This window comes from Shewanella seohaensis, assembly GCF_023283775.1.
Lineage (GTDB): Bacteria > Pseudomonadota > Gammaproteobacteria > Enterobacterales > Shewanellaceae > Shewanella > Shewanella seohaensis.
Genome location: NZ_JAKILE010000003.1, coordinates 305960 through 330855, shown reverse-complemented (window position 1 = coordinate 330855; position 24896 = coordinate 305960). Strand labels below are relative to the sequence as shown.

The window sequence follows — 24896 nt, the reverse complement described above, 5'->3', positions numbered from 1 at the left end:
ATTGAGATTTTATATGAGCATATTTAATATTTTTAAAAATAAGTCACCAGTAAATGTCGATAAACAGATGCAAGATATCAGTTATCAAATGAATGAATATTCAACAGATGCTCGTCGTCGAAGTGACATATTTCTCACAGTTGCAGAACAGCAAGGTCTAGAAGTATTACCTGGTCGATTTGGAGGTGAATATAATAATGACATGCTTGCGGCCGGCGAGAAAAACGGACAATTTTTATTAATGCTTGGCATGAAAATTACAGGTTCTGACGGCGGTATTCAGCTAGATAAACAATCAATGGGTTGTTTTTTGCAATTTTCTAAGCCTTGGTTAGATATGGTCATCTACTCACTGCGTTTATCTGGTACGCAATTAGCCATCGCAGATAAAATTGAAAGACACGTAAAAGATAACACTATTTCGCTAGCGATTGCGTTTATTGATATGGAGACGAAAAAGCTCAATATAATTCCGCTCACTATTCAAGATTGATAACTTAAAAACGAGGTAAAATTAGGTTAAAAATTATAGGCGAAAAAGTAGACCCCAAAATTTAACGACGCGGTAAATAATCTCCGACTGTATATTGCTTAAGCATTAAACAAGAAAGTTTGTATACCGCTATGGCTTTGTTTCCTAAATCAGTTGAACTAAAACAGTAGACGTTGATCTGATCGGCATTGCCCATCAATTCACTCATCACCCGTGCCAAAACCTTGCTATAAAACAACCAACTGGAAGCAATACAATCAAGCCTTAATCAATCGTGGCTCGCTTACCTTCTGGATTGACGAGGATGCTATCGCCCAGTGGGAAGCCAAGGTCGAGCAACCACGGAAAGGTCGCCCACACGTATTTAGCGACTTAGCCATTACCACCGCGCTGATGGTTAAACGTGTTTTCTCTATGCCGCTACGAGCGTTACAAGGTTTTATCAACTCAGTGTTTAAACTGGCTGATATTCCGCTTTCGTACCCACATTACACTTGCATCAGCAAACGAGCGAAAACCGTCAAGATTGCTTTTAAAACCAAGACTCGTGGCACCATTGAGCACTTGGCTATCGACTCGACAGGCCTGAAGGTTTATGGCGAAGGCGAGTGGAAAGTGAAGAAACATGGTACAGATGGTAAGCGCCGTGTGTTGCGTAAACTACATATTGCCGTCGATACACATAGCCATGAAATTATTGCCGCAGAACTCAGTTTATCAGGTGTAACAGACGCTGAAGTGATGCCCAATTTACTTAAGCAAACCCATCGAAAAATCCGTAATATCTCGGGTGATGGTGCTTACGACACGAAAGCTTGTCACGATGCGGTTCGTAGAAAACGCGCTTTAGTGCTCATTCCACCGAGGGAAAGAGCCGCACTCTGGGAACAGGGACATCCGCGTAACTTAGCGGTCAGTTGGCAACAGCTTTATGGTTCAAATAAGCAGTGGAAAAAACGGTATGGTTATCATCGCCGCTCAATCTCAGAAACCGCAATGTACAGGATAAAACAACTGCTAGGAGGCACGTTGAGCATGCGGAATTATAACGCTCAGGTGGGAGAAACTTACGCGATAATTAGGGCTTTGAACAAACTCACTGGGCTAGGTATGCCTGAAACCCACTATATAGCTTGATTTTTAAACGATTATGAGGGGCTTTATTCGCTGAATCGATTTAGGAAACAAAGCCTCCTCTGTATAAAACTATGCGAATAGATAACCGCTCAGCACACTATTATCGTTAACTCGCTAATGTCTCCATCCTCGCATGCATTTTTTGTGCTGCCACATTTTGTGCCGCGAGATAATCCAGTTTTAGCTGCTTGATAATGCTAGTGATAAGGACCAGCTCCTGCTGTAATAATGGGATCTTTGACATATCATGTGTGGGCAAGTTGATGTCCACATTATCAAATAAATTACCAAAATAGCTCGCCATAATAAGCACTGTATTGTTTTTAAACTCGATGCTTATCCCTGAACCTCGTGCAGTTTTCCGGAATAACTGCTCCAACTCAACCAATCGTTCCATCACTGCGGGTGACAATAAATATCGCGCATAATGTTGATCGTGTGAATACACTTCAAACATGGCCTCAAAGGTGACACTTTCTAGTTTAACTCTGGGTTGCTTGATGCCTGAAATGGCATTCCCCAGGGAACCATAGTCTTGGCTAACAATGGTGTGAGATTCAAAATGAAAGGGCATAGTGATAATCACCACCCCACCCTTAAATTGAATTTTATCCGACTTGCCTCCACGGGATTTTAAGGTTAACTCGCAAAACTCGAAGCTAACATCTTCTACCTTGCCGCGAATATGGTCTTCAGCTTCTTTCTTGCTAAAACTGGGCATGAGTTCAAAATCAGCCACGGCATCCAGATTGACACAGGAATCGGGGCTATATTGGTAATCCCCTAATTTATCGAGTAAAACAGGTAAAATTTTATTCTTATAATGGCGCTTAAATTGTATTTCAGGCAACTGAACCCACATCAAGATGCCTGCGAGAACAATCAAGCTCAGAATGCTTGGGTCACTATTTGAGGCTAACGACATCAAATCAACAACCAGCGCAGGTAAGCACAGGAGCCAGCCTAACCGCTTGGCCCATTTCTTCCGAGAAAGTTTCGTTTCAAGTTTTTCAATTCGATAAGCTTCTAGCGGCTCGAGTAGTTGCAACAGTGCCGCTTTCGCCTCTTCTGATATCGGCGGTAATTCGGGTCGAGGGAAATCTGCGGGTAAATTCGCTTCCACTATATGGTTGCGAATACTTTTCAGGGCTTCGAATCCCTGCTTTAAAGAATACAACAATTGGCTCATCTACTTATCCCTGTAATCGCCGATACGCGCCCATTCCATTGCGCTGTTTCTACTCTCGAGTGTCGGTTAACGCCGAGATTAACCTATAGCGAGTGTCAGATTAAACAAAGGGTTATTTATTGTAAATAACAAATTTCAAACAACGATTTATGCAAAAAGATAAACTTGCTAATTGGTAACCCTTCTTATAGGTCAGAGGCGTAAACCAAACTTCTTGTCTGACTTACAGTTCACTTTATCCCCTAAAGAAACACAAAACAAAAACGCTCTGCGGTTAGGCAGAGCGTTTGCGGATAAAGCCGTGTGATAAAAGGCGTTTAGTCCTTTAAATCCTTTTCCATATCTTCGTAGGAAGTATGGCGAACGTCTTTACCTTTCACATAGTAAATAATGTATTCGCAGATATTTTTACAACGGTCGCCGACACGCTCAACCGCACGAGCGGCCCAGAGTACGTCTAATACATCGGGGATTGAGCGTGGGTCTTCCATCATGTAGGTCATTAATTGACGGATAATGCCTTCGTATTCACGGTCGAGCTTGGCATCTTCTTTGTGAAGTTCCAGCGCCGAATCGGCATCCATACGGGCTAAGGCATCGAGCGTTGCGTGCAGCATACGAATCGCATGGCGGCCCATATTTTCAATGCTGACTAATAACGGTTGCTGATTATTCAAACGCTTATCTAATGCGGCCTTGGCAATACGCACGCAGGCATCACCGATACGCTCAAGATCGGCAATCGATTTTGAAATCGCGATGATCAGACGTAAGTCGCTCGCCGCTGGTTGGCGTTTAGCGATAATGCGAGTGCATTCTTCGTCAATCGAGACTTCCATGCCATTCACTTTGTGATCGCCGGTGATCACCTTTTGCGCTAATTCGGCATCTAAGGTGCTTAAGGCGTCGATGGCTTGCTCTAACTGACGCTCAACCAAGCCACCCATGGCGAGTACACGGTTACGGATATCATCTAACTCGGCGTTAAATTGCCCAGAGATATGTTTGTTTAAATTCATATTTTCCATTTGGCCAACCTTTTGCTCAACTGTATCAACGCCTAGATGGAGTTTGCAATGTTTAACTCTGTTCTAGGCGGTGGCTTATTTCGTTTATCGCTTATCACTCACATCACCACTGCCAAAGGCAAGGTGATTAACCGTAACGGCCGGTAATATAATCTTCGGTCTTACGTTTTTTCGGTGTGGTGAAAATGGTGTTGGTATCGGCGTATTCCACCAATTCGCCCATATACATAAAGGCCGTTTGATCCGACACCCGCGCCGCCTGTTGCATGTTGTGGGTAACGATAACCACTGTGTACTTAGTCTTAAGCTCAGTGATCAGCTCTTCGATGGTTAAGGTTGAAATCGGGTCGAGGGCCGAAGTCGGTTCGTCGAGCAGTAATACTTCGGGCTCGATGGCAATCGCACGGGCAATCACCAGACGTTGCTGCTGACCACCGGATAAGCCAAAGGCGTTATCGTGCAGACGGTCTTTCACTTCATCCCAAATCGCCGCGCCGCGTAGCGAACGCTCGGCCGCTTCGTCGAGTTCACGGCGGTTGTTAATGCCCTGCAGACGCAGACCATAAACCACGTTTTCGTAAATCGACTTAGGGAATGGGTTAGGGCGCTGGAACACCATACCTACGTTGCGGCGCAGGGCGGCAACGTCGATTTTTTTGTCATAAATATTTTGACCGTGCAGCAAAATCTCGCCGTCGATATGGCAGTTGTCGACCAGATCGTTCATGCGGTTAATGCAGCGCAATAAGGTGGATTTACCACAACCGCTGGGGCCGATAAACGCCGTAACTTGCTTCTTCGGGATCTTCATCGACACATTAAACAGCGCTTGCTTGTCGCCATAGCGCAGGTCTAAGTTGCGGATCTCCAGTGCGGTATCGTTCTGGCTCAAGTTTGCTAAGTCAAAGTTGTTGGTTTTCATGGCTGTCGAATCTATAGAAATCATATTCAGTCCTAATACTTTCAGGATAATCGCTGATTAATGCTCAAGCGAACGATATTTTTCACGTAAGTGGTTACGCACACTAATCGCGGTTAAGTTCAGTGCCACAATCACTGTTACCAGCAAGAAGGAGGTGGCGTATACCAGAGGACGTGCCGCTTCAACGTTAGGACTCTGGAAGCCCACATCATAAATATGGAACCCTAAGTGCATGAATTTACGTTCTAAATGCACGAACGGGAAGTTTAAGTCCAGTGGCAATGTCGGTGCTAATTTCACTACACCCACCAGCATTAACGGTGCCACCTCACCCGCAGCGCGGGCCACGGCTAAAATCAGACCCGTCATGATCGCAGGGCTTGCCATCGGGATCACAATCCGCCACAGGGTTTCGGCCTTAGTCGCGCCCAGTGCCAAACTGCCTTGACGCACCGCGCTAGGAATACGGCTTAAGCCTTCTTCGGTCGATACAATCACCACTGGCAGGGTCAGAATCGCTAATGTCAGCGCCGACCAAATCACCCCTGGTGAACCAAAGGTCGGTGACGGTAAGGCTTCGGCGTAAAACAGTTGGTCAATCGAGCCACCCATCATGTAGACGAAGAACCCTAAACCAAACACCCCGTACACAATCGATGGCACACCCGCTAAGTTGATTACCGCAATACGGATCATCTTAGTGATTGGGCCTTTTTTGGCATATTCGTGCAGGTAAATCGCGGCAATCACCCCAAATGGCGTCACGATAATCGCCATCAACAGCACCATAAACACGGTACCGAAAATCGCAGGGAACACGCCGCCCTCGGTGTTGGCTTCGCGTGGGTCATCCATAAGGAAACGGCCAAGCCCAGTAAACCAATGACCGATTTTACCCATCAAGCCTAAGTGGTTGACGTAGGTGACATCGAGAACCGAATCCAGCTTAAGTTCAACCTCAACACCACGCATGTCGCGCACGATAACAGAGTCGCGAGCGGCTTCATCACGCAGGGCAAACAGCTCTTTTTCAAGTACTTTATAGTCTTGCTCGAGCGCGAGTTTCGCCGCAGCTAACTCCTGCTTACGACTATCGGTCAACTCACCATCTAACTCGTAACGGCGCTCTTTTAAACGCAGTTTTTCGATCTTGTAGTTAATCGTACCAATATCTTGTTTTTGCAGTGATAACGCTTTGTCAGACAAAGCAACGGCACGGTCGATATGCTCCATTAAAGAGGATTCAAGCGCATCGTTTTTCAGCTCTAAGCGTTTACCGTTTTCAATCACGGCCACAGGGTAGCCATAAAAGTTACCGTTTTTAGCACGCTCGAGCATGGCCACATCGGCAGGCTCGCTACGGCTGATAATGTCTGTTGCTAAAATCCAGCGGAAATCTAAGCCCACAAACTCACGGTTACCGGTTTTCACTAAGTAACGCGTCACAAACTCACCGGGTGGCTGTTTAAACACATGGCCCGCGGCGGTTAAACGTTCGGTCGGCACTTCTTCCCTATCGTAAATCTCACCGATTAAGGTTGAACGCGTACCTGTGTTATCTTCGAGTTCCCATTGATAAATCGTTGCAGGCCAAAAGTAGCTTAATCCGCGCCATGCAATGAGCAGTAACAGGCCTAATACTGCAATCAAACTGATGCTCACCGCGCCACCTGTCATCCAAATCCATGGCGAGCCTGATTTTACCCACTTACCCATTGCACAAACCTCTCAAGGTCATTGGCGAAATAGTATTTAGTATCATTATCTTATCTCCATTACAGCGAGCTATAGCGGTCACGCAGACGCTGTCTTACCACTTCGGCAATCGTGTTAAAGAAGAAGGTAAATACGAACAGAACGAAGGCCGCGAGGAACAGCACACGGTAGTGCGAGCTACCAATCGCCGACTCTGGCATTTCCACCGCGATGTTAGCCGCCAGCGTACGCATACCTTCAAATACGCTCCATTCCATGATGGCGGTGTTACCCGTTGCCATCAGTACGATCATGGTTTCACCCACAGCGCGGCCAAGACCCATCATGACCGCAGAGAAGATCCCTGGGCTTGCGGTCAACAGCACGACACGTGTCAGGGTTTGCCAAGGCGTCGCGCCCAGCGCCAAACTGCCGTTGGATAAATGGCGTGGCACAGAGAAGATCGCGTCTTCGGCAATCGAGAAAATCGTTGGAATAACCGCAAAGCCCATGGCGATACCCACTACCAGCGCGTTACGTTGGTCGAAGGTGATGCCTAATTCGTTAGTGATAAATTGACGAGTGTTGCCATCAAACAGCGCCACTTCGATCATCGGGCTGATGGCAAAGGAGAACCAACCCACAAAACAGATAACCGGAATGAGCATCAGCTCCTGATAGACTTCAGGCAGACGTTGTTTCCAAGTACCGGGTAATTTGCTCCAAGAGTAAGCCGACACCAGAATCGCCGTCGGCAGCAGGATCAGCAGAATTAAGATGCCCGGCAAGTGCTCTTCAATCAGCGGTGCAAGCCAAAGTCCCGCGAGGAAACCTAAGATAACCGTCGGTAAGGCTTCCATGATTTCAATCGTTGGCTTAACGATGCCGCGCACCTTTGGCGACATAAAGTAAGCAGTATAGATGGCGCCCGCAATCGCTAATGGCACGGCAAACAGCATGGCGTAGAACGCCGCCTTCATGGTGCCGTAGGCCAATGGCATTAAGCTGAGTTTGGCTTCAAAGTCATCGCTACCCGAGGTGGATTGCCACACAAACTTAGGCTCTGGGTAACCTTCGTACCACACCTTATTCCACAGCGCGCTCCAAGACACTTCTGGGTGCGAGTTTTCCACGTGGAAGATATTCAGTTGCTTGTCCGCTTCGACCACTAGGCCGTTAGAACGAGGGCTAAAGCCCATCACGCCTGGGTTTTTAAGGTCAAACTTTTCATCAAACAGTTCGCGCTCACTGGTGGTGTACAGGAGTGATAACTCACCCTCAGGGCTCACCACGGCAAAGCTTTTACGGTAGAACTCAGAGGCAATCGAGGCCACTGGCGGTAAGTCGGTAAACTCACGGATCTCTTTGTATAAACGGCCCTTTGGACCATTCACTTGGAAGTACTGAGTTACCACACCTGAGTCGTAGCTCACCAGAATCGAGCTGGCACCGGCGAGTAAGGCAATATTGTTAACCTTAGACTTTTCCTTTTCCGCATCAATCACCTGCATTAAATCCAGGCTCTCAACATCACGGATATTGTAGATAAACACCTTGTTGCCCATTTGCAGCATCAATTGGCGTTGGTCTGGCGTCATCAACTGGTGTGCAACTTTTTTAGGTGCATCGGGCAGTAGTGCGCCAGTGGTGGTCCATTCCACCTCTTCGGTCATCATGTTTTCTTGACCTTCGAGACGGCTTAAACGCCAAGCGCCATTGTCATCTTGGTAGGCGAAGCTGATTTTATCGTTGCTGTAACTAAAGGCTAAATGATGGATAGCACTGCCCAACTCATCGATAGTGATCGGCGCGTCACCCGCGCTGTAACGCAGTTTTGGGGTAATAAGGCGCTTGTTATTAGGGTAACTTAAGCCAAACTCAATCCCTACGATTAAGGCTTGACCGTTACTTAACCCCAGTGCGAAGCGTTGCTCACTCGGCGCGGCAATCGCGGCGCTGGTTACGCTCACACCCGCAGGTAATGGCGGTGTAAAACTGGAGAGTAAGCTGCCATCGGCAACAGTGTAGAAATCCACTTGGCCATCGGCGGCCACGCGATACATGACCTCATTTTGCTCGTCGGCACCGACCATCAGGGTCGCGACTTCAGCATGTTGATAACTCACGCTTTTAACGGGAGTCACATCCGCGCTGTCGAAAATGGGTTTAATCACGTACAGCAAATAGAAGAAGATCAACAATAAGGCGACAAACACCATAGTGCCGCCAATCGTGACCCCAATTTGAGCCGCTTTATCCTTAAATGCCCTGCGACTTGAACGTCCGCCTTTCAGCATACTTTGCGGCGCAGAACCAGGTTGAATGACCTGACTTTCCATTAAGAACCTCTATTATTAAAGCCTGTGAGTTTTTTCGCTAGGAATTGCGAAATGCTATGCTTACACTGTTTGAGCATAAACTGAGCAATAACAACACCCTTCATTCTAAGTGCGTTGAATTATATGACGCAAAGATGACAGTTGTGTTACACCCGATTTTAAAACAGGTGCCTTTTACAAAAAATAGGAGTCAGTCGCCATGCTACGATATTTAATCACGCTTCAAGCACCTGATAGAAAAGGATTAGTCGAGCAAATCGCCCACGCCGTGAGTCGCCATGGCGGCAACTGGTTAGACTCAGAGTTGCGCCATATTGACGGGATCTTTGCCGCCATATTGTTACTCGAGGTGCCTTCCCTGAAAATGGACGAGCTGATTGAAGCCTTGGAATGCATCGACGGCCTCACCCTCACCTATTCAAAAACCTCGGTCGCCCTCAAACCCGTTAAGCGGCTCACCTACAGTCTAGTGTCCTACGACAGACCCGGATTAGTGCTGGATATTTCCAATCGCATCACCGCCCTAGGTATCAATATCGAACAGTTTAGCAGCCAATTTGAGACCGCAGGCCATACCGGCATCGCCCTGTTTCGCGCCACCATTGGCTTGGGCCTAACCGATCTTGCCCAAGAGGAACAACTGGTGCAGTCCCTCTACTCCCTCGGTGATGACTTAGTGCTGGATAAACTCAGCCGTTAACCCTCAACCCCTTCAACAAAAAACGCCGCGGGCACTCCCTGCGGCGTTTTTTATGGCGAATTAACTGACTTTCTGGTGCCGAGACTTAATTAAATAGCGCAGCGGCACTTGCGAAATCAACATCCCCAGCAGCATCAAGCCGCACCCAAACAAGGCGCGCAGTCCTAAGCTTTCCCCAAGGAACAGAATACCGCCGATGGCCGCGAACACGGTTTCTAGACTTAAAATAATCGCTGCGTGCGCAGGATGAGCATGCTTTTGCGCCAGCACCTGTAAAGTGTAAGCAATACCGACTGAAATCAGCCCCGCGTAGGCCAGTGAGCCCCAAGCAGCAATCACCTTATCGACAGTCGTCACCTCTATGACCGCCGACACCAGCAAACTTAACACGCCGCACACTAAAAACTGCATCATGGCGAGTAACACGGGCGAAATCCGCTTGGCAAAATGATCCACCGCCAAAATATGCATCGCCCAAAATAGTGCGCCAATCAATTGCAGCGTATCGCCATAACCGAGGTGAAAACCGTCTTTAATGCTTAAAAAATACAGCCCCACCACGGCGATACCACAGCCCACCCAAGTATTGGCGCCGGTAGCATGTTTCAGGGCTAAGCCCAATATCGGCACTAACACGATATAAAGCCCAGTGATAAAGCCCGCATTGGCGGCCGTGGTATAAAGCAGTCCCACCTGTTGTAGCGATGCGCCAGCAAATAACAGTCCGCCCACCGCAACACAACCAATGGCAAAATCTTTGGGCGTACCGAGATGAATTTTACCCTGCCGAGCCAAGTACCACACCAGAGGAACGAGTGACACAGTACCAATTAAGAAACGTAGCCCGTTGAATGCAAAGGGCGATAAATGCTCCATTCCCAAGGTTTGGGCGACAAAACCAAAGCCCCAAATGGCGGCGGCGAGCAGGAGTAAAAAATTGGCTGGCAAGATACAGTCTCTATGATTAAAAAGGATGACAAGATTACCCAGATGCCGGGCGCTTGTCCAAATATGTTGCGATACTGTTAGCTTTTACGCCGTGCCCTACTGGCGATTCTTGCGTTGTAGACTGTTGGCCTGACTCAAGATTTCATTTAAAAACACTGAGTCGGATTGCTTTGCCAACTGCACCGCTTTGTTGGAAGCATCAATCGCCAGAGCGGTTTGACCATCAAGATCGTAGGCGGTTGCTAAGCTATCCCAAAGCACCTCAGACATAGGAAACACCTTTGTCCCCTCCTGTAAAATCTCCACTCCCCACGCCGTTTTTTGCTCATAACTGGCCTTGAGGCCATAGACATTATATTGCTGGGCAGAGAGCGGAAACTCATAGCCGAAGACCGCCGTTTGCTGACGATAGAACTGTTTTAATTCCTTTAGCGGCATAACCGCGACTTCGGGCACCGCATTCCAGCCCGCAAACAACGTCTTTAATGCCTCAACATTGCCGATAAGCGGGGTACTGTCATGGGTTTCTTCGGGGAATCGTTTATCAAACCATCGCAACATTTGGGCCGAAGGAGACTTCACTGACGGGCTGTTACCCAAGGTATTTTGCAATTGGGTGATTTGGGCTGCAAAGGCGCTGGCCATCTCGTTGGGTTCACTGGCGATACTCAAAAACCAACGCATGGGTTTTGTCCGTTTGGCGACGGCTAACTTAGCGGACTCGTGTACGAGCCAATCATTGTCCCACCAAAGGCTTGGGCTGATGGATATCGCCGCATTAAACCGAGTATCGGGCGTCAGAGCCACATAACTGCTGAATAGCCCAGCCAAAGAGTGCCCGGACAGAATGTGGTAATCGGCCATGCGATATTTCTGGCTCAAGCTGCTGAGTAGTTCTGTTTCTAAAAACTGCCTGTAATGCTCTGCTCCGCCACTTCGGTCTTTGAACTGCTCTAATTGGGTCGGCGTAAACGACTTTAAGCGATTATTCGAGCTGATACCCACCACTATCAGTTCGGGGACGATGGCATAACCACTCAAAAAACCAACATTCGCGGCAATATGCTCAAATTGTGTCGAGCCATCCAAGACAACTAAAACGGGATAACGAAAATCGCTGGAATGACCATAGGTTTCGGGGAGTCTGATTTGTAAGTTAATGTCATCATTCAATATTTCAGAATGGATCTGCATTTTGTCTGTCTGCGCCATCACCTGCATCGACAGGAAAAAAATCAGTCCTAATACCATCCGCATCGTTAACCTCCCTGAATAATGGCAGCTAAGTTACTGGTTTTTATCAAGGCAATCAATTTATTAACATAATTACGCCACCAGAAAGCCCTGATTAGCCACATATTGCAGTCAGGCTCTCAATCGAGAATTCCTATCTAAACTCCGCGGGATAATCTTGTATACTGCACACCACGCAATGACGAATGCATAAGTGCGCTGGATGTCTTACCAAACCCAGTGACACCATAAAAAACTAGGAACACCTATGTTAGGAACGCTAAAAAAGCTGCGCGCACACTTAGATGAGGCGCAACAAGTACAGTATCAACTGGTTGTTGGCGACGAGTTACTGCCACTGAATCCCTTAATTGGCAAGCCGCTGACCCTGACCCACACGGGTAACATCTTCTGTTGTAACTGCGGTAAAAAGACCAAAAAGAGCTATTCGCAAGGCCATTGCTTTGTGTGTATGCAAAAGCTCGCCAGTTGCGATATGTGCATTATGAAGCCCGAAACCTGTCACTTTGACCAAGGTACTTGCCGCGAGCCAGAGTGGGCGCAAAGCCATTGTTTTGTGCCGCATTATGTTTATCTATCCAATACTTCAGGTATCAAAGTCGGCATCACTCGCCACACACAATTGCCTACTCGCTGGATAGATCAAGGCGCGACTCAAGGTTTACCGATTTTTAAAGTGTCGACACGACAAATCTCGGGTCTAGTGGAAGTGGAGTTAGCCAAACTCATTAACGATAAAACCCACTGGCAAACCATGCTTAAGGGCCACGCCGACGATATCGATTTAAATGCTAAGGCGGCGGAACTGATCCCGCAAATTGAGGCTAAGTTGCACGAAATCGGCATGCAAAAAGGCGATGACAGTATCGAACGTTTAGATGAAACGATTCAGTCGATTCACTATCCCATCGACACCTTTCCGAAGAAGATCACTTCGCACAACTTCGATAAAAATGAGGTGGTAAGCGGGATTTTACAGGGGATTAAAGGTCAGTATCTGATCTTCGATACCGGCGTGATTAACATTCGTAAATTCACGGCCTATGAAGTGAGCGTAGAGCTAATATAAATTCATTTTTATGCAATTCAGTGTGTTGCTATCTGTCATGGTTATCAACACACTGATAGCGAAACCTCGACATGCTCATGCTGAAGTATTGATACTGTGCCAGAGCATAGGCTAATTGATTGCCGCCGTTTCGTTATTACCCCGAGGAACTCAAGCCTTGCCTCCCTATGGATAAAAATGGCGCTAGGCTTCCCCAAAGTAAAAAACATCTTTATATGGAATATTTTTAGTGAAACAAGGACCTCAACATTTTATCCGTCGCTGTGCATTCCAACAAAAATTACGTAATAAGCAATCTGGAATATTTTTGCTCTTGATAATCCCGCTGATAATAGCAAGCGGTCCTTGGAAGGAACTGACGGCATCGCTTTCGACAGAACCATGGGATATAGGATTTACAATTGTTGTTGTTTTAGCCGTTGTGGTGGCATTTTTCTTCGTCTTCATGATCATTTCTGAATCGATAAGACTAGGCAAAGCCGCTAAAAATGAACAAAGGAAATTAGCCGAAGCGGGGCCAGATGGCTATTACATTGATATCTATCAAGAAGGCCTCATTTTTCATATTTACGATGCCGAATTTCATCTTTTTGAGATGAAACAGCAGTTTATCCCTTTGGATGAGATTGCCAGTACAAAATACTTTAAATACAGAGGCACACATAGCTTCACGATCAACTTTGCCCACATTTCCTGCCAAGTGTCGTTCACGCCTAGGGAAATAAATGTGGATGATTTTGATTTTATAAAGGAATTTCTTGAGACTCATATTTCCAATCGAGGGAATAAGTCAGCTTAAGATAGGCTGGTTAATTAAACATAGGCGCGCTACGTTGTGTACAGCTTAGGCCTCACGCAACGCGCGCTATTATTGAACAAGCGTGGTATAGAAGAGTGTGTAAGAGGATGCCCTAACCCACTTGCGCTGCCATATGAACAAGTTCCCAGATATGTCCATCGGGATCTTCAAACGCGTGGCCATACATAAATCCTTGATCTTGGGCTTGACGATAGGCTTTGCCGCCATGTTGCTCTGCGAGCTTAACCAGTTGGTCGACACGCTCTCGACTGTCGCAGTCTAGACAATTGAGCACTTCTGTCGTGGTGCAGGCATCGGCAATCGCCTTATCGGTAAAGCCAGCGAAAAAAGGCTTCGCCAGCAGCATCACATAAATATTGTCGGCAATCACCACGCAAGCAGCCTGCTCATTGCTGTATTGCTCATTGATACCAAATCCTAGGCCAGCGTAAAAAACCCGTGATTGTTGAACACTTTCAACCGCTAAATTAACAAAGATACTTTGTGCCATCATAATCTCCCTTTAAAAATCCTCTGCGGACGTCACATCCTGTCCTGTAAAAATACCTGTAACTGTAAATAGCTCAGAGAACAGTCTAGCCAATCATTGCGGCATCCTAAACCTATATTCCCACAAGAGCATAAGGCGAGTATCTTACTCGCCTAATGGGGATACCTTATGACAATGTTCTTAAGCTTTCAGCCTTAATTCTGTCAGTTTATAACCTTCTTCTTATAGCCATCTGTTTATAACTATCGGTTTTTAGCTATCTGTTTATAAGAGTCAGTTTGCAACCGAGCTGGATAACCGCACTATTGCACCGCATGGGTGACGGGCAGCGATAACAGCATTTCATCGATTAAACCATCGAAGCGGGCCTTAACTTCGTCCATATCTTTAATGTTGGCAAAGCCTTGGGCAAGGACTCGCCAGACCATTTCAGTGGGTTGACCTGCGACTCCCGTCGGCTTAAAAAAGCTAATCAGCACTGAGCCTTTATCGTATTTTTTAGGATCAACACCTTGGTTTGACAACCCAGGCACTAGGCCTGCGGCGGCGAGTATCTGCTCGTCCGACATTTGTGTGCCCATGGCAACGCCAAACCCCACTTGAAAATCAGCAAGCTGTGGATCTTCGACCCAGCGGTACCCTTTGGTCAGCAGCACTTTTTTCAGCGTATCTTGCATATGCTGCTGCACTTGCTGTTTATCGAGTCGACTGTCAACAAAGATCTTCTGTAGGGTGGGATGCCAGGTATAGGTCATGGCACTCGGCGGTAATAGGCTCAAATCCCCCGAAGTCACAATCGTGGTTCGCAGCGCCTGCGAATCATCCACACTCACGCAGGCCGTCAGCGCGGCCAAACTGATGGTTAATAGCGTCAATAAACGCCCAATGGTTTGTGATAAATACATGCTCTTTCCTTTATTGCGATTTTTACAGCTTAAGGATAGTTGCTATTTCTCAGACTGAAAGTCGATATGCATCATAGTGTTAAATCATGGTCATCGACAAGGATTGCGGCAAAATAGCACCAAGGCACTCAACTCCGGCCAATGCGTTATGATTTGTTACTTTATAAAGCCCGCAGGGCGTATAGGCGCCACCCAATTTACCCGCTAGAATGCCTCGCCTAGCGTCTGTACCAACTCGTGCCACTAGGCGCAAATTCAGTCACAGTCACAATCACAATGCCAAAAACGACAACAAAAGGTGTGAAATAGATCTATGGAGTTAATACTCGCTATCGCGTTGTTTGCCTTCTCATCGGGGATCACCCCAGGGCCTAACAACATTATGCTGATGACCTCTGGGGTCAACTTTGGCGTTAAACGCAGTATTCCGCATCTGATGGGGATTAGCCTTGGCTTTCCCACTATGATCCTCGCCATCGGCCTAGGCTTAAGCGCCCTATTTCAAGCCTATCCGATTATCCACCAAGTGATTAAAGTGATTGGGATTGTGTATCTCCTGTACCTGTCTTGGCTAATTGCCAACAGCAGTAGCAAGATGGAGGGCAAGAGCATCGCTAAACCCTTTAGTTTTTTGCAAGCCGCCGCATTTCAATGGGTTAACCCTAAAGGCTGGATTATGGCGGTGGGTGCGATTGCCACTTTTACCTCGGTGCAACAGGATCTCACACCGCAAGTGGTCACTATCGCCACAGTGTTTTTATGCGTCGCCTTTCCCTGCGCCGTGGTGTGGCTTGGGTTTGGTGTGGCGCTTAAACGTATTTTGAAAAATGAGCGCCAGCAGAAGATCTTTAATATCACTATGGCCATCTTGCTTGTGGCGTCTATCATCCCTATGATCGCCCCCTAATTTTGGCCGTAAGAGTTAAGCACTAGCATGAATGAGATCGATCTGATCATTGAACAAACCGATAACTGGGTGAAAAAAGTGATCATGAAATACAATATTTGCCCCTTCGCCAGACGTGAGGTCGAGCGCGGCAGTATTCGCTATCTCGTTGTTGAACAAACCAAAGTCAAGCTAGTGCTTAAGGCCTTGATTGAAGAATGCCAATATCTAGATGCGCATCCCGAAGCCGAAACCACACTGTTTATTCTGCCGCGGGGTTTTGAGGGCTTTTATACTTACCTCGATCTCGTCGATATGGCGAACGACGCCGTGTTCGACAACGACTATGAAGGCGTGTATCAGCTCGCGCATTTTCATCCCGACTATTGCTTCGAGGATGAACCACAGGATTCTGCGGCCAATTTTACCAACCGCGCGCCCTACCCAACCCTGCATATTATTCGCGAGGCCAGTATGGAGTTAGCCCTTGCTAACTACAACGACCCAGAATCGATTCCCGAGCGCAATATTCAATTTTGTGAGCGTAAAGGCAGCGAATTTTTTATTAAATTACTCGCAGAGTGCATGGGGAAATAGTCTCATCGCGGCGAAAGTACATGCGCCGCATCGGAATCTGCTCATTGCTTACAACAAAGGAATGTAATCACGATGGACTTGCTCATCCCACCAGCATTAAAGCCATGGTTAGGTTCTGGTATTCCTGAATCATGCCAACTGGATATCGGTTTTGCCCTATTTGAATTTCCAAGATTTGAAGACTTAATCGATTTTCAAATGGGTTATCGCTGGCACGGTATCACCCAAGCGCGGGAACCTGCTTGGGATGATAATTGGTTAGTACTGGCAAGCTCCCATGGCGATCCCTTAATTTATCATTTAAAGAATGGGAGCATTCTTTTCGCTCGCCATGGAATGGGCCGTTGGGCGCCCCGCCTTCTTTTTACCGATTTAACCCAAATGTCTATCTGCTTTAATGCCTTAGCAACACTCATCACCCACGCAGGCGATGCCCTTTTTGATGATGACTATAATATCCAACCAAATTATGTTGAGTTAATTAAAACGGAAATTGTTCATCATGTGGGCCTCGAACAAGGGAAGCAGATCATCGAGCAATTGGAGATCAGAGCCTACGCTTAAAGTAGGCTGGTGATGATTCAATAAGGGTAAATGTCATTCTGCACATTCCACTCTATCGGCCAAGATATCGGCAACATCTTCATCATGGTCGATACTAAAGGCGATAAAGTCATCGGTCTTAGGTATCGCTTGATACACTTCCGTCTGAGTAAACTGCAGTAGGCATTCGGAAAATATCGAACGTATTTGCCCCACTATGGCTTCCCACTCGCTAAAGTCATCCTCGGGTAAACGCCGTTGAATCACCTGCAACTCGTCCTCTGAAAGCACATAAAGCGTACTCACACATTGATATTCCCAGTCCCCCGTATTGAACTTAAGCTCTTGGATGGCTTCAGGGTTTTGGTATGACGTAGCCCATTTCCCTGACTGGTAATAGGCTAAGCAACGCTGGAAATCCAATTCAGTATTAAAACAAAGATTTAACTCTGCGTATTCTGCATTTGTATCGAAGGCGAAGGCATAAAAGGTTTTATCAGGATGGCTTAATAAAAACCGCTCAACCTCCACTGTTGTAAACCGCATTATCTCGGCTTTGATCCGTGTAACAAGCTGATCATCTAATGGCATAGAGATTTTTCACCTAAACATATCCTTTGAAGTTACGTCGTATCGCTCAGCTTAAGCCGGCCTTATCCGCTCGACGTTTGTGCCACATTTTACGATTAGAGCATGAAGATGAAGTCCAATTACAGGATTTGTGCGCTCCATTTCTCATTGCCATAGCGACGATTCTTATAGCTATCGATACGCCATTCATCGGCTTTTTTAAGGACGATAAATAGATACTCATCTTCGAAGTGAGTGTTGGTTTTGATATAAATTTCGGCTCTGCTCTTATGTTTTAAGTTAACGAGCAGCTCAAGGGGATAGTCACAACCATTAAACTTTGAAGGAAAACCAAAGGAGTTGCGAACTTTACCGCCGTAAACACGGGGCTTATCAGTACAAAACGCATCGAATAAGGGGGAGATTTGTTCATTGAGCAGTGCAAACCAGTCGGTTCGCTCCGCATAGTGAAACTCAGTTTCGGGCACGGCCTTTCTTAAAGCTTCTTCCTCTGCTTGCAGTTTGGCATAGAGATTATTTTCGATCTCATTCCAGCTTTGGCAGAAAGATAACACATGCTGTGTTAAATACGCTTTTAATTCAATCTCATCCATGTCGATTATCTCGTCCTCTTCTTAGGTCACAGGCGGCGACACTATAACCAAACGGCCTGTCGGTCACAAGTTTTGATCTCTGCCAGCATAGATAAAAACATAGCTATAATTCATTATCTTAGAGTGAATTAACCAATCTATTCTCCCCAACATGGCTTGGCTGTTAACGCTACCATGATTGTCATTCTTTGTTTACAGCTCAAAATGTTTACAAATTGCTACTTTTGTTATTTATTTGTTAAATACAAATTCCTGTGTTAGGTTGAAATCGCCTAAGTCAGCAGACGCCCGTCTGTCCATAGGAGCGCAAGTAGATGCTCCGTGTCGCTTAGGTCTTACAACCTTGATAACAAATGGAGCAAGCACAATGAAATTAACCAAAATCGCGAGTGCCGTTATTGCCTTATCTGTGGGCGTTATTGCCCAAGCCCATGCCGACGATAATCGTTATGTCATCCAAGTCGAAGCGGGTCATGCAGGCATAGTGAAGGCACTGGCTAAAAAATTAGGTGCTGAAATCAATCTCGAAGGGGATGAATTTATTGCAGCGACTTTTACCGGTAAAGATCTCGCCCAAGTAAAAGGCCTGTTAAACAATCCACATATCACCCTGATTGAAGAAGACGTTCGCCGCCATCCTATGGCGCTGTATAACGACGATGCGGGCAATCCAATGACCCAGCAAGTCACGCCCTATGCGGTATATCAATCCCATGCCAACGAAGTGACCTTTAACCCAAATGCGGGCATGAAGGTGTGTATTATTGACTCTGGTTTAGATAGCTCAAACCCCGACTTTAACTGGAACAACATCACAGGCGACAACGACCCAGGCACGGGTAACTGGTTCCAAAATGGTGGCCCACACGGCACTCACGTTGCGGGTACTATTGGTGCGGAAGACAACAATATCGGTGTAGTCGGTATGGCGCCTGGCGTACCTATGCACATCGTAAAAGTATTCAACGCATCGGGCTGGGGTTACTCCTCTGACTTAGCCTATGCAGCCAACAAATGTAGCAATGCTGGCGCTAAGATCATCAGCATGAGCTTAGGTGGCGGCGCAGCCAACAATACTGAAAAGAATGCCTTCGACGCCTTTACTGCGGCGGGTGGTTTAGTGGTCGCGGCTGCGGGTAACGACGGTAACTCGGTTCGTTCTTATCCAGCGGGTTACCCATCGGTAATGATGATCGGTGCTAACGATGCCAACAATAAGATTGCCGACTTCTCCCAATACCCAAGCTGCGTGAGCGGTCGTGGTAAAAAAGCCGTCAACGATGATGGCATCTGTGTTGAAGTTACCGCGGGTGGTGTCGATACCCTATCAACCTACCCTGCTGGCATGGCAACGGCCTCAACCTTAACCGCCGATGGCGCGACAGTCGCATCGTCAGCAATGGAAAACCCAGGTTCAGCCACAGGTAATACCTACTTTATGGGCACAGCTCAAGCCGTGGATTCTGGCGCGAACGGTAAGATTTGCGTAATCGATCGCGGCGTGATTTCCTTCCACGATAAAGTGCTTAACTGTGAAAACTCAGGCGGTGTCGGTGCAATCGTTATCAACAACGTCGCGGGCATGCTCTACGGCACTTTGGGTGATACCAACGCCACCACCATTCCAGCAGTTGGCGCTGCATTTGAAGATAGAGCGAGCCTAATCGCTGCACAAAACGCAACGGTTTCAATCGATTCGGTTGACTACGGCTTTATGAGCGGTACTTCAATGGCGACACCAGCAGTATCGGGTATGGCGGCACTGGTATGGTCTAACCATTCACAATGTACTGGTACACAAATCCGTAAGGCACTCAAAGCAACGGCAATGGATGCAGGCACTGTGGGTAAGGATAACTACTTCGGTTATGGTATCGTCAACGCGAAAGCGGCCGATGCTTACCTCACCACCTATGGCTGCTCTGGCAAATAGTATTTAGCCAAGATAATCAGCCAAGGTAATCCCAATAAAAAAACCAGCACTTGTGCTGGTTTTTTATTATCGACTGGAGTTACTTAAACCAACCTTTGATACTGCTCAGCAGTGAACGGCTGTAAAAAGGCGCGCTCTTGGCTTGGCAAAATGTCGCAATTGGCTCGACGCTGTCGCCATGTAAATGATGCACCTTAATGGGCCAGCTGTCCTGCCCAAGTTGACGCTCGAGCAACTTCACATCGCCACGAATACGATTAATATCCTCTGAATTTTCAGCGGGTAGCTGGATCACTAGGCTTAAGGCATGGTCCGACGTACTTCGAATAAAATCCAAGCGTGACGATTCCAACAGATAGGCCTTCTCGACGGCTTTATAGTTAGCGAGTAACGCTTTGAGCTGGGCGAAATGCGGATACTCATGGGGCTCGATATTGCCAAATAGCGAGAGCGCGCCCCTGTGCTCCACCAACTCAAGCTGCGATGACAGCATCAAGCGTACTTCATGTGCATCCAAGGATTTCGACATATTGCTGTTAGGGTTCAGCGCCATATCGCTCCCCGATTGCAGCAACACTTGGAACAGCGTCTCGGCATCGAGCGTCATCACCCCATGGTGCGCAGTGCCTTCGCTCTTCATCAATTCGATGGCCTTATCGACGGCGGTTTGAGATGTGAAAATCGGCGTAAAAGGATGATCACTGCCATCCTCGAGGGGGACATACCACTGGGTGATGCCGATAGCCATCGCACCTTCACCCGCCTCGGGTGCCTCAGTGCTACTCTCACTCAAGATAAACAGGGTTGATTGGCTAAGTTGTTGATAAAACTCGGCCGCATACAGATTGTCTTGGAGGGCTTTCACAAAAATTTGTTCGAGTGGGGTTGTCGCTTCTAGGGTGTACAACATTGGCAAACTTCCTGTTATTAAGCGGTTCAGTCCTTTACTATCAAAGAGTTAAAAATAATTTTTAGCCATTCGATTCACACTGACCAGATTAAATCGCGTGGGCATGGTAAAACATTGAGGGCGTCGAATCGAGCAAAACATCCCACAATTGGCATCAAAGCAGGCACTTAGTACTGTACCGAGCCTGCGTAGTCGCAAACTCGGCACTCAGGAGTAACTGATTGATAGGGTTACAGACTTAATCCCCACACCTCGAAGGCATCGCGGCAAAGCTGCTCACGAAAATCCGGATGAGCGATATTGATCAGCGCCTGCGCCCGCTCGCGCAGGGAGCGGCCACGCAGGTTCGCCGCGCCATACTCGGTCACTATGTAATGCACATGGGCACGCGTCGTCACAACCCCTGCACCTGGCGATAACACAGGAGCAATGCGGGAAATCTTGCCGCCCGAAGCGGTACTTGGCAAGGCAATCACAGAACGGCCGCCTTCAGATAGCCCTGCGCCGCGAATAAAGTCCATCTGCCCGCCAACACCCGAATAAATCTTAGTGCCTATCGAATCGGCGCAGACTTGGCCAGAAAGATCGACCTGCAATGCCGAGTTAATCGCCATCACATTGGGGTTTTTACGAATGATGGCAGTATCATTCACCTGCTCGATATCCATAAAAATGACCGCAGGATTATCATCCACATAGTCGTATAACTTCTGGCTACCTAAGGCGAAACCTGTGACCAGTTTTCCGGGGTAAAAACGTTTCTTGCTGTTGTTAATCACGCCCTTTTCGACCAGTTGCAAAATCCCGTCAGAAAATAGCTCGGTATGCACGCCTAAGTCTTTGTGTTCAGTCAGGCAGGACAACACTGCATCGGGAATAGCGCCAATCCCCATCTGCAAACAATCGCCATCACGCACTAATTCGGCCACGTTTTGACCTATCGCCAAACTCACGGCATCGCCGGTGGCAAAGGCATGGATGGGTAAACTGGCGCTCTGTTCATACACGGCAGCAAAACGGTCGATATGGATAAAGCCATCGCCGTGGGTGCGGGGCATTTGCGGGTTGATATGGGCGATGATTTTACCCGCCACTTGGCAGGCGGCTAAAGTGGCCTCCACCGAAATCCCTAAGGAACACATGCCGTGTTTGTCGGGCGGCGACACTTGGATTATCGCGGTATCGATTTTTTGCTCACCGCTGCGGAACAGTTTAGGCACTTCCGAGAGGAAAATCGGCACATAGTCGGCGTCACCGCTTTGTAATAACGGCCGAGTCGGCACTCCACCGAAGAAACAACGATGGCGCAGATGACCACGCAAATCGGGATGACTTAAGGACTCGGCGCCTTCGGTATGTAGCTGTAATAAGGTGAGATTTTCAAGGGTGAGCGCATGTTTTGCCAGCGCATCCAATAAGACTCTGGGGGTCGCCCCCATGGAATGGGTCCACAGGGTTTCGCCACTTTGAATAAGCGATACCGCTTCGAGGGCACTTTGACACACAATCGCAGGCATACTGAATTCCTTCGCTAAACTGATCCCCATCCCTTTGCGCATGGTGTGGCGAGGATGCGCCACACGCTTTGCATCTCCGCTCCCCCAAGGGTTACGCAAAGCCAATACCGCAAAGGAACATTTTATTAGCAGCAGTGTAAGCGAGTTCTAAAGTAACTAACATCCATTTCAACGACTTAGTCCGATTCTTTACCAATACTTTGCGTTAAGTCAAAACTCACGCCCAAAGCGAGAGCCGTTAATCCAAACGTTTAGAGAATCGCAGGCTTGCCACCAGCAGCCCTAGGCAGGTAAAGCCAATCATCCACAGCGCATCAAATTGCAAGTCACTCACCTCGGCATCCCTCAGCACAATCGCGCGGGACATGCGCATAAAGTGCGTCGCGGGTAACGCCTCGGCAATCCACTGCGCCGCCACGGGCATGGCCTCGTAGGGGAACATAAAGCCCGACAACAGAATCGACGGCAGCAGGATAAACACCGTCATCTGCATCGACTGTAACTGGGTTTTCGCTATGGTCGAAATCACTAGGCCTAAGGTCAAACTGGCGCAGATAAACAACATGGCCGCCAGCGCAATCGAATCCAAACCGCCGCGGATCGGCACGGCAAACAGTAAATGTCCGGCGGTGAGAATAATGGCCAATTGCACAAAGCCCACTAATACATAAGGGGTGATTTTCCCAAGCATTAGCTCCAGCGGCCTCACCGGCGTAGTGATTAAAAACTCCATATTGCCCTGCTCTCGCTCGCGCACAATCGCGGCCGAGGTAAACATCACCATGGTCATAGTCAAAATGACCCCCAAGAGGCCGGGGACGATATTCACCACAGAACGCTGCTCAGGGTTAAAGTACTGCACCACCTCAAAACTGGGGGGATTCGATTTGACCGCCCTGCCCGCAATTTCATCCAGCGGCATTTGCCTTAAACTGCGAATGGTAGAAGCGACCACAGTATCCGAGCCATCCACCAACCATTGCCCCACGGGCTCGGCAAAATAGGCCTGCCCCGCAAAGGCGGGATGTCGCACTAAACGCTCGTCGAGATCGGCGCCTAAATACAGCACGGCTTTCACTTCGCCCCGAGTGATGGCCGCATCCGCCTCGGCGGCGCTCAAATACCGATGTTTAAAATCAACGACTTGAGTCGCTTCTACCGCCTTGACTAAGGCGCGGCTATAGGCGGAGTCGCTTAAATTCACTAAACCTGCGGGCAAATGGCGCGCATCGGTGTTGATGGCATAGCCAAACAGCATCAACTGCACTAAGGGGATCATCACTATCATGCCGAAGGTCATGCGATCCCGCGATAACTGCCTGAGTTCTTTGACCACTACGGCCCAAATTCTACGTAGCATCTTGAGCCTCCACTGTCGTGGCCTGACTGCCGTTTGGCGGCGTTAGCTGGGCACGTCCGCCCGTGCAAGTCACAAACACATCCTCAAGGCTTGGGCGCACTTCGGTCAGCGCCCGCCCCGCGACCCTTGGGCTTAACCAAGCCAGCGGATCTGCAATCGAACTTTGTACCAATACCCGTAAACGACTGCCAATCTGCGCCGCCGATAACACGTTGGCGTCGCTGATAAGCGATTGTTTAAGCTTGCGTAAATCCTCCCCCGACACTTCAATCACCCGCGCGCCCATGGCCGCCATGAGTTGTTGCGGTGAGCCATCGGCGCGTTTTATCCCGCGCTCTAAAATCGCGAGACCATGGCAACGCTCGGCCTCATCCATATAGTGGGTCGAGACTAAAATCGTGGTGCCTTGGGCACAGAGGTCGAACAGCCGCTCCCAAAACTCGCGGCGATTTTCAGGGTCCACCGCCGACGTCGGCTCATCGAGAAATAACAGTTCGGGGTGATGTAAGGTCGCGGCGGCTAAGGCTAAACGCTGCTTTTGCCCGCCACTCATGGAGCCCGCCATTTGCTTCTCGCGCCCCGCCAAATCGTAAAGGCTTAATAACTCGGCCAAACGCGCCTTGGTGTGGCGACGATTCAGCCCATAAATTTGTGCCACAAACTCGAGGTTTTCCCGCACCGACAAATTGTCGTAGAGGGAAAATTTTTGCGTCATATAGCCAATGCGGCGGCGCAGTTTTTCCTCGGCGCCGGGCAAGGTTTCGCCCAGCACCCGAATATCCCCCGAGGTCGGGCTAAGCAGCCCAGTCAACATCCGAATGGAGGTCGATTTACCGCAACCATTGGGGCCTAAAAATCCATAAATCGTGCCCTTAGGGATAGCTAAATCGAGATCTTCGACCGCATTGATGCCGCCAAAGGCGCGGGTCATGCCGCGGGTTTCGATAGCAAACTCAGAAGCAGCGCTTGATGTTTCT

Annotated in this window: 24 protein-coding genes; 9 read left to right on the top strand and 15 right to left on the bottom strand. The window is 48.1% G+C overall.

Annotated elements, in window-relative coordinates; translation table 11 throughout:
* Positions 1–13: 13 nt before the first annotated feature.
* On the top strand, positions 14–493 hold the full coding sequence (locus tag L2713_RS05250; RefSeq protein ID WP_248967188.1) for a hypothetical protein: 480 nt from the start codon (positions 14–16) through the stop codon (positions 491–493).
* 213 nt (positions 494–706) lie between these two features.
* Positions 707–1630 carry an IS5 family transposase gene (locus L2713_RS05245; RefSeq protein WP_248967187.1) on the top strand — a complete coding sequence of 308 codons (924 nt, stop codon included), beginning with the start codon at positions 707–709 and terminating at the stop codon, positions 1628–1630.
* Positions 1631–1736: 106 nt separating this feature from the next.
* Here L2713_RS05245 and L2713_RS05240 read toward each other — a convergent pair whose 3' ends face one another.
* The 5 genes from L2713_RS05240 to L2713_RS05220 form a co-directional block, all read right to left on the bottom strand.
* Positions 1737–2819: a DUF3137 domain-containing protein gene (locus tag L2713_RS05240; protein ID WP_248967186.1), complete on the bottom strand. Its 1083-nt coding sequence runs from the start codon at positions 2817–2819 to the stop codon at positions 1737–1739.
* 317 nt (positions 2820–3136) lie between these two features.
* Complete coding sequence (gene phoU, locus L2713_RS05235; RefSeq protein ID WP_011623309.1) at positions 3137–3847, bottom strand: phosphate signaling complex protein PhoU; 711 nt, start codon at positions 3845–3847, stop codon at positions 3137–3139.
* 127 nt (positions 3848–3974) lie between these two features.
* Positions 3975–4793, bottom strand: coding sequence for a phosphate ABC transporter ATP-binding protein PstB (pstB, locus tag L2713_RS05230; protein WP_011623310.1), 819 nt, complete (start codon positions 4791–4793; stop codon positions 3975–3977).
* A 33-nt stretch (positions 4794–4826) separates the two neighbouring features.
* Positions 4827–6485 carry a phosphate ABC transporter permease PstA gene (gene pstA / locus L2713_RS05225; RefSeq protein ID WP_248967185.1) on the bottom strand — a complete coding sequence of 553 codons (1659 nt, stop codon included), beginning with the start codon at positions 6483–6485 and terminating at the stop codon, positions 4827–4829.
* A 59-nt stretch (positions 6486–6544) separates the two neighbouring features.
* On the bottom strand, positions 6545–8803 hold the full coding sequence (locus L2713_RS05220) for an ABC transporter permease subunit (RefSeq protein ID WP_248967184.1): 2259 nt from the start codon (positions 8801–8803) through the stop codon (positions 6545–6547).
* A 199-nt stretch (positions 8804–9002) separates the two neighbouring features.
* Between L2713_RS05220 and L2713_RS05215 the strand changes: the two genes are divergently transcribed.
* The gene (locus L2713_RS05215) at positions 9003–9503 is read left to right on the top strand and encodes a glycine cleavage system transcriptional repressor (RefSeq protein WP_011623313.1); all 501 of its coding nucleotides are present in this window, start codon (positions 9003–9005) and stop codon (positions 9501–9503) included.
* A gap of 60 nt (positions 9504–9563) precedes the next feature.
* Here the strand turns inward: L2713_RS05215 and L2713_RS05210 are convergent, their stop codons facing one another.
* Positions 9564–10451: a DMT family transporter gene (locus L2713_RS05210; RefSeq protein WP_248967183.1), complete on the bottom strand. Its 888-nt coding sequence runs from the start codon at positions 10449–10451 to the stop codon at positions 9564–9566.
* A gap of 96 nt (positions 10452–10547) precedes the next feature.
* Positions 10548–11708: an alpha/beta hydrolase gene (locus tag L2713_RS05205; protein ID WP_248967182.1), complete on the bottom strand. Its 1161-nt coding sequence runs from the start codon at positions 11706–11708 to the stop codon at positions 10548–10550.
* 244 nt (positions 11709–11952) lie between these two features.
* On the opposite strand from L2713_RS05205, the gene L2713_RS05200 reads away from it, so the two are divergent.
* The gene (locus L2713_RS05200; RefSeq protein WP_248967181.1) at positions 11953–12774 is read left to right on the top strand and encodes a DUF2797 domain-containing protein; all 822 of its coding nucleotides are present in this window, start codon (positions 11953–11955) and stop codon (positions 12772–12774) included.
* Between the two features lie 229 nt (positions 12775–13003).
* Positions 13004–13573, top strand: a complete 570-nt coding sequence (locus L2713_RS05195) for a hypothetical protein (RefSeq protein ID WP_248967180.1) — start codon at positions 13004–13006, stop codon at positions 13571–13573.
* Positions 13574–13685: 112 nt separating this feature from the next.
* Here L2713_RS05195 and L2713_RS05190 read toward each other — a convergent pair whose 3' ends face one another.
* Positions 13686–14084: a VOC family protein gene (locus L2713_RS05190; protein WP_248967179.1), complete on the bottom strand. Its 399-nt coding sequence runs from the start codon at positions 14082–14084 to the stop codon at positions 13686–13688.
* Positions 14085–14386: 302 nt separating this feature from the next.
* Positions 14387–14989: a DUF4136 domain-containing protein gene (locus tag L2713_RS05185; RefSeq protein WP_088210696.1), complete on the bottom strand. Its 603-nt coding sequence runs from the start codon at positions 14987–14989 to the stop codon at positions 14387–14389.
* Positions 14990–15302: 313 nt separating this feature from the next.
* Between L2713_RS05185 and L2713_RS05180 the strand changes: the two genes are divergently transcribed.
* The 3 genes from L2713_RS05180 to L2713_RS05170 all read left to right on the top strand — a co-directional run bounded on the left by L2713_RS05180 (position 15303) and on the right by L2713_RS05170 (position 17036).
* Positions 15303–15896, top strand: coding sequence for a LysE family translocator (locus L2713_RS05180; RefSeq protein ID WP_011623319.1), 594 nt, complete (start codon positions 15303–15305; stop codon positions 15894–15896).
* 27 nt (positions 15897–15923) lie between these two features.
* Positions 15924–16472: a DUF1415 domain-containing protein gene (locus tag L2713_RS05175; RefSeq protein WP_248967178.1), complete on the top strand. Its 549-nt coding sequence runs from the start codon at positions 15924–15926 to the stop codon at positions 16470–16472.
* A gap of 72 nt (positions 16473–16544) precedes the next feature.
* On the top strand, positions 16545–17036 hold the full coding sequence (locus tag L2713_RS05170; RefSeq protein WP_248967177.1) for a hypothetical protein: 492 nt from the start codon (positions 16545–16547) through the stop codon (positions 17034–17036).
* Positions 17037–17069: 33 nt separating this feature from the next.
* On the opposite strand, the gene L2713_RS05165 is transcribed toward L2713_RS05170, so the two are convergent.
* On the bottom strand, positions 17070–17561 hold the full coding sequence (locus L2713_RS05165) for a DUF4303 domain-containing protein (RefSeq protein ID WP_248967176.1): 492 nt from the start codon (positions 17559–17561) through the stop codon (positions 17070–17072).
* Between the two features lie 164 nt (positions 17562–17725).
* Positions 17726–18199, bottom strand: a complete 474-nt coding sequence (locus L2713_RS05160; RefSeq protein WP_248967175.1) for an NTF2 fold immunity protein — start codon at positions 18197–18199, stop codon at positions 17726–17728.
* Between the two features lie 367 nt (positions 18200–18566).
* Here L2713_RS05160 and L2713_RS05155 point away from each other — a divergent pair, with 367 nt between their 5' ends.
* Entirely contained in the window at positions 18567–20132 is a 1566-nt protein-coding gene (locus L2713_RS05155; protein WP_248967174.1) for a S8 family serine peptidase, read from the top strand.
* A gap of 79 nt (positions 20133–20211) precedes the next feature.
* On the opposite strand, the gene L2713_RS05150 is transcribed toward L2713_RS05155, so the two are convergent.
* The 4 genes from L2713_RS05150 to L2713_RS05135 all read right to left on the bottom strand — a co-directional run bounded on the left by L2713_RS05150 (position 20212) and on the right by L2713_RS05135 (position 24850).
* Positions 20212–21042, bottom strand: coding sequence for an SseB family protein (locus L2713_RS05150; RefSeq protein WP_248967173.1), 831 nt, complete (start codon positions 21040–21042; stop codon positions 20212–20214).
* 230 nt (positions 21043–21272) lie between these two features.
* Complete coding sequence (locus tag L2713_RS05145) at positions 21273–22559, bottom strand: acetyl-CoA hydrolase/transferase family protein (RefSeq protein ID WP_248967220.1); 1287 nt, start codon at positions 22557–22559, stop codon at positions 21273–21275.
* Positions 22560–22797: 238 nt separating this feature from the next.
* On the bottom strand, positions 22798–23919 hold the full coding sequence (locus tag L2713_RS05140; protein ID WP_011626661.1) for an ABC transporter permease: 1122 nt from the start codon (positions 23917–23919) through the stop codon (positions 22798–22800).
* Positions 23909–24850: an ABC transporter ATP-binding protein gene (locus L2713_RS05135; protein ID WP_248967219.1), complete on the bottom strand. Its 942-nt coding sequence runs from the start codon at positions 24848–24850 to the stop codon at positions 23909–23911. The genes L2713_RS05140 and L2713_RS05135 overlap by 11 nt, the downstream gene beginning before the upstream one ends.
* Positions 24851–24896 lie beyond the last annotated feature (46 nt).

What these genes read in the sequence shown, in the direction of transcription:
- L2713_RS05205 (WP_248967182.1), bottom strand. Translation starts at nt 11,708, where the DNA reads ATGCGGATGGTATTAGGACTGATTTTTTTCCTGTCGATGCAGGTGATG.
- L2713_RS05160 (WP_248967175.1), bottom strand. Translation starts at nt 18,199, where the DNA reads ATGGATGAGATTGAATTAAAAGCGTATTTAACACAGCATGTGTTATCT.
- L2713_RS05170 (WP_248967177.1), top strand. Translation starts at nt 16,545, where the DNA reads ATGGACTTGCTCATCCCACCAGCATTAAAGCCATGGTTAGGTTCTGGT.
- L2713_RS05250 (WP_248967188.1), top strand. Translation starts at nt 14, where the DNA reads ATGAGCATATTTAATATTTTTAAAAATAAGTCACCAGTAAATGTCGAT.
- L2713_RS05140 (WP_011626661.1), bottom strand. Translation starts at nt 23,919, where the DNA reads ATGCTACGTAGAATTTGGGCCGTAGTGGTCAAAGAACTCAGGCAGTTA.
- L2713_RS05220 (WP_248967184.1), bottom strand. Translation starts at nt 8,803, where the DNA reads ATGGAAAGTCAGGTCATTCAACCTGGTTCTGCGCCGCAAAGTATGCTG.
- L2713_RS05215 (WP_011623313.1), top strand. Translation starts at nt 9,003, where the DNA reads ATGCTACGATATTTAATCACGCTTCAAGCACCTGATAGAAAAGGATTA.
- L2713_RS05145 (WP_248967220.1), bottom strand. Translation starts at nt 22,559, where the DNA reads ATGCCTGCGATTGTGTGTCAAAGTGCCCTCGAAGCGGTATCGCTTATT.
- L2713_RS05185 (WP_088210696.1), bottom strand. Translation starts at nt 14,989, where the DNA reads ATGTATTTATCACAAACCATTGGGCGTTTATTGACGCTATTAACCATC.
- phoU (WP_011623309.1), bottom strand. Translation starts at nt 3,847, where the DNA reads ATGGAAAATATGAATTTAAACAAACATATCTCTGGGCAATTTAACGCC.
- L2713_RS05155 (WP_248967174.1), top strand. Translation starts at nt 18,567, where the DNA reads ATGAAATTAACCAAAATCGCGAGTGCCGTTATTGCCTTATCTGTGGGC.
- L2713_RS05135 (WP_248967219.1), bottom strand. Translation starts at nt 24,850, where the DNA reads ATGACCCGCGCCTTTGGCGGCATCAATGCGGTCGAAGATCTCGATTTA.
- L2713_RS05180 (WP_011623319.1), top strand. Translation starts at nt 15,303, where the DNA reads ATGGAGTTAATACTCGCTATCGCGTTGTTTGCCTTCTCATCGGGGATC.
- L2713_RS05165 (WP_248967176.1), bottom strand. Translation starts at nt 17,561, where the DNA reads ATGCGGTTTACAACAGTGGAGGTTGAGCGGTTTTTATTAAGCCATCCT.
- L2713_RS05200 (WP_248967181.1), top strand. Translation starts at nt 11,953, where the DNA reads ATGTTAGGAACGCTAAAAAAGCTGCGCGCACACTTAGATGAGGCGCAA.
- L2713_RS05190 (WP_248967179.1), bottom strand. Translation starts at nt 14,084, where the DNA reads ATGGCACAAAGTATCTTTGTTAATTTAGCGGTTGAAAGTGTTCAACAA.
- pstB (WP_011623310.1), bottom strand. Translation starts at nt 4,793, where the DNA reads ATGATTTCTATAGATTCGACAGCCATGAAAACCAACAACTTTGACTTA.
- L2713_RS05240 (WP_248967186.1), bottom strand. Translation starts at nt 2,819, where the DNA reads ATGAGCCAATTGTTGTATTCTTTAAAGCAGGGATTCGAAGCCCTGAAA.
- L2713_RS05175 (WP_248967178.1), top strand. Translation starts at nt 15,924, where the DNA reads ATGAATGAGATCGATCTGATCATTGAACAAACCGATAACTGGGTGAAA.
- L2713_RS05150 (WP_248967173.1), bottom strand. Translation starts at nt 21,042, where the DNA reads ATGTTGTACACCCTAGAAGCGACAACCCCACTCGAACAAATTTTTGTG.
- pstA (WP_248967185.1), bottom strand. Translation starts at nt 6,485, where the DNA reads ATGGGTAAGTGGGTAAAATCAGGCTCGCCATGGATTTGGATGACAGGT.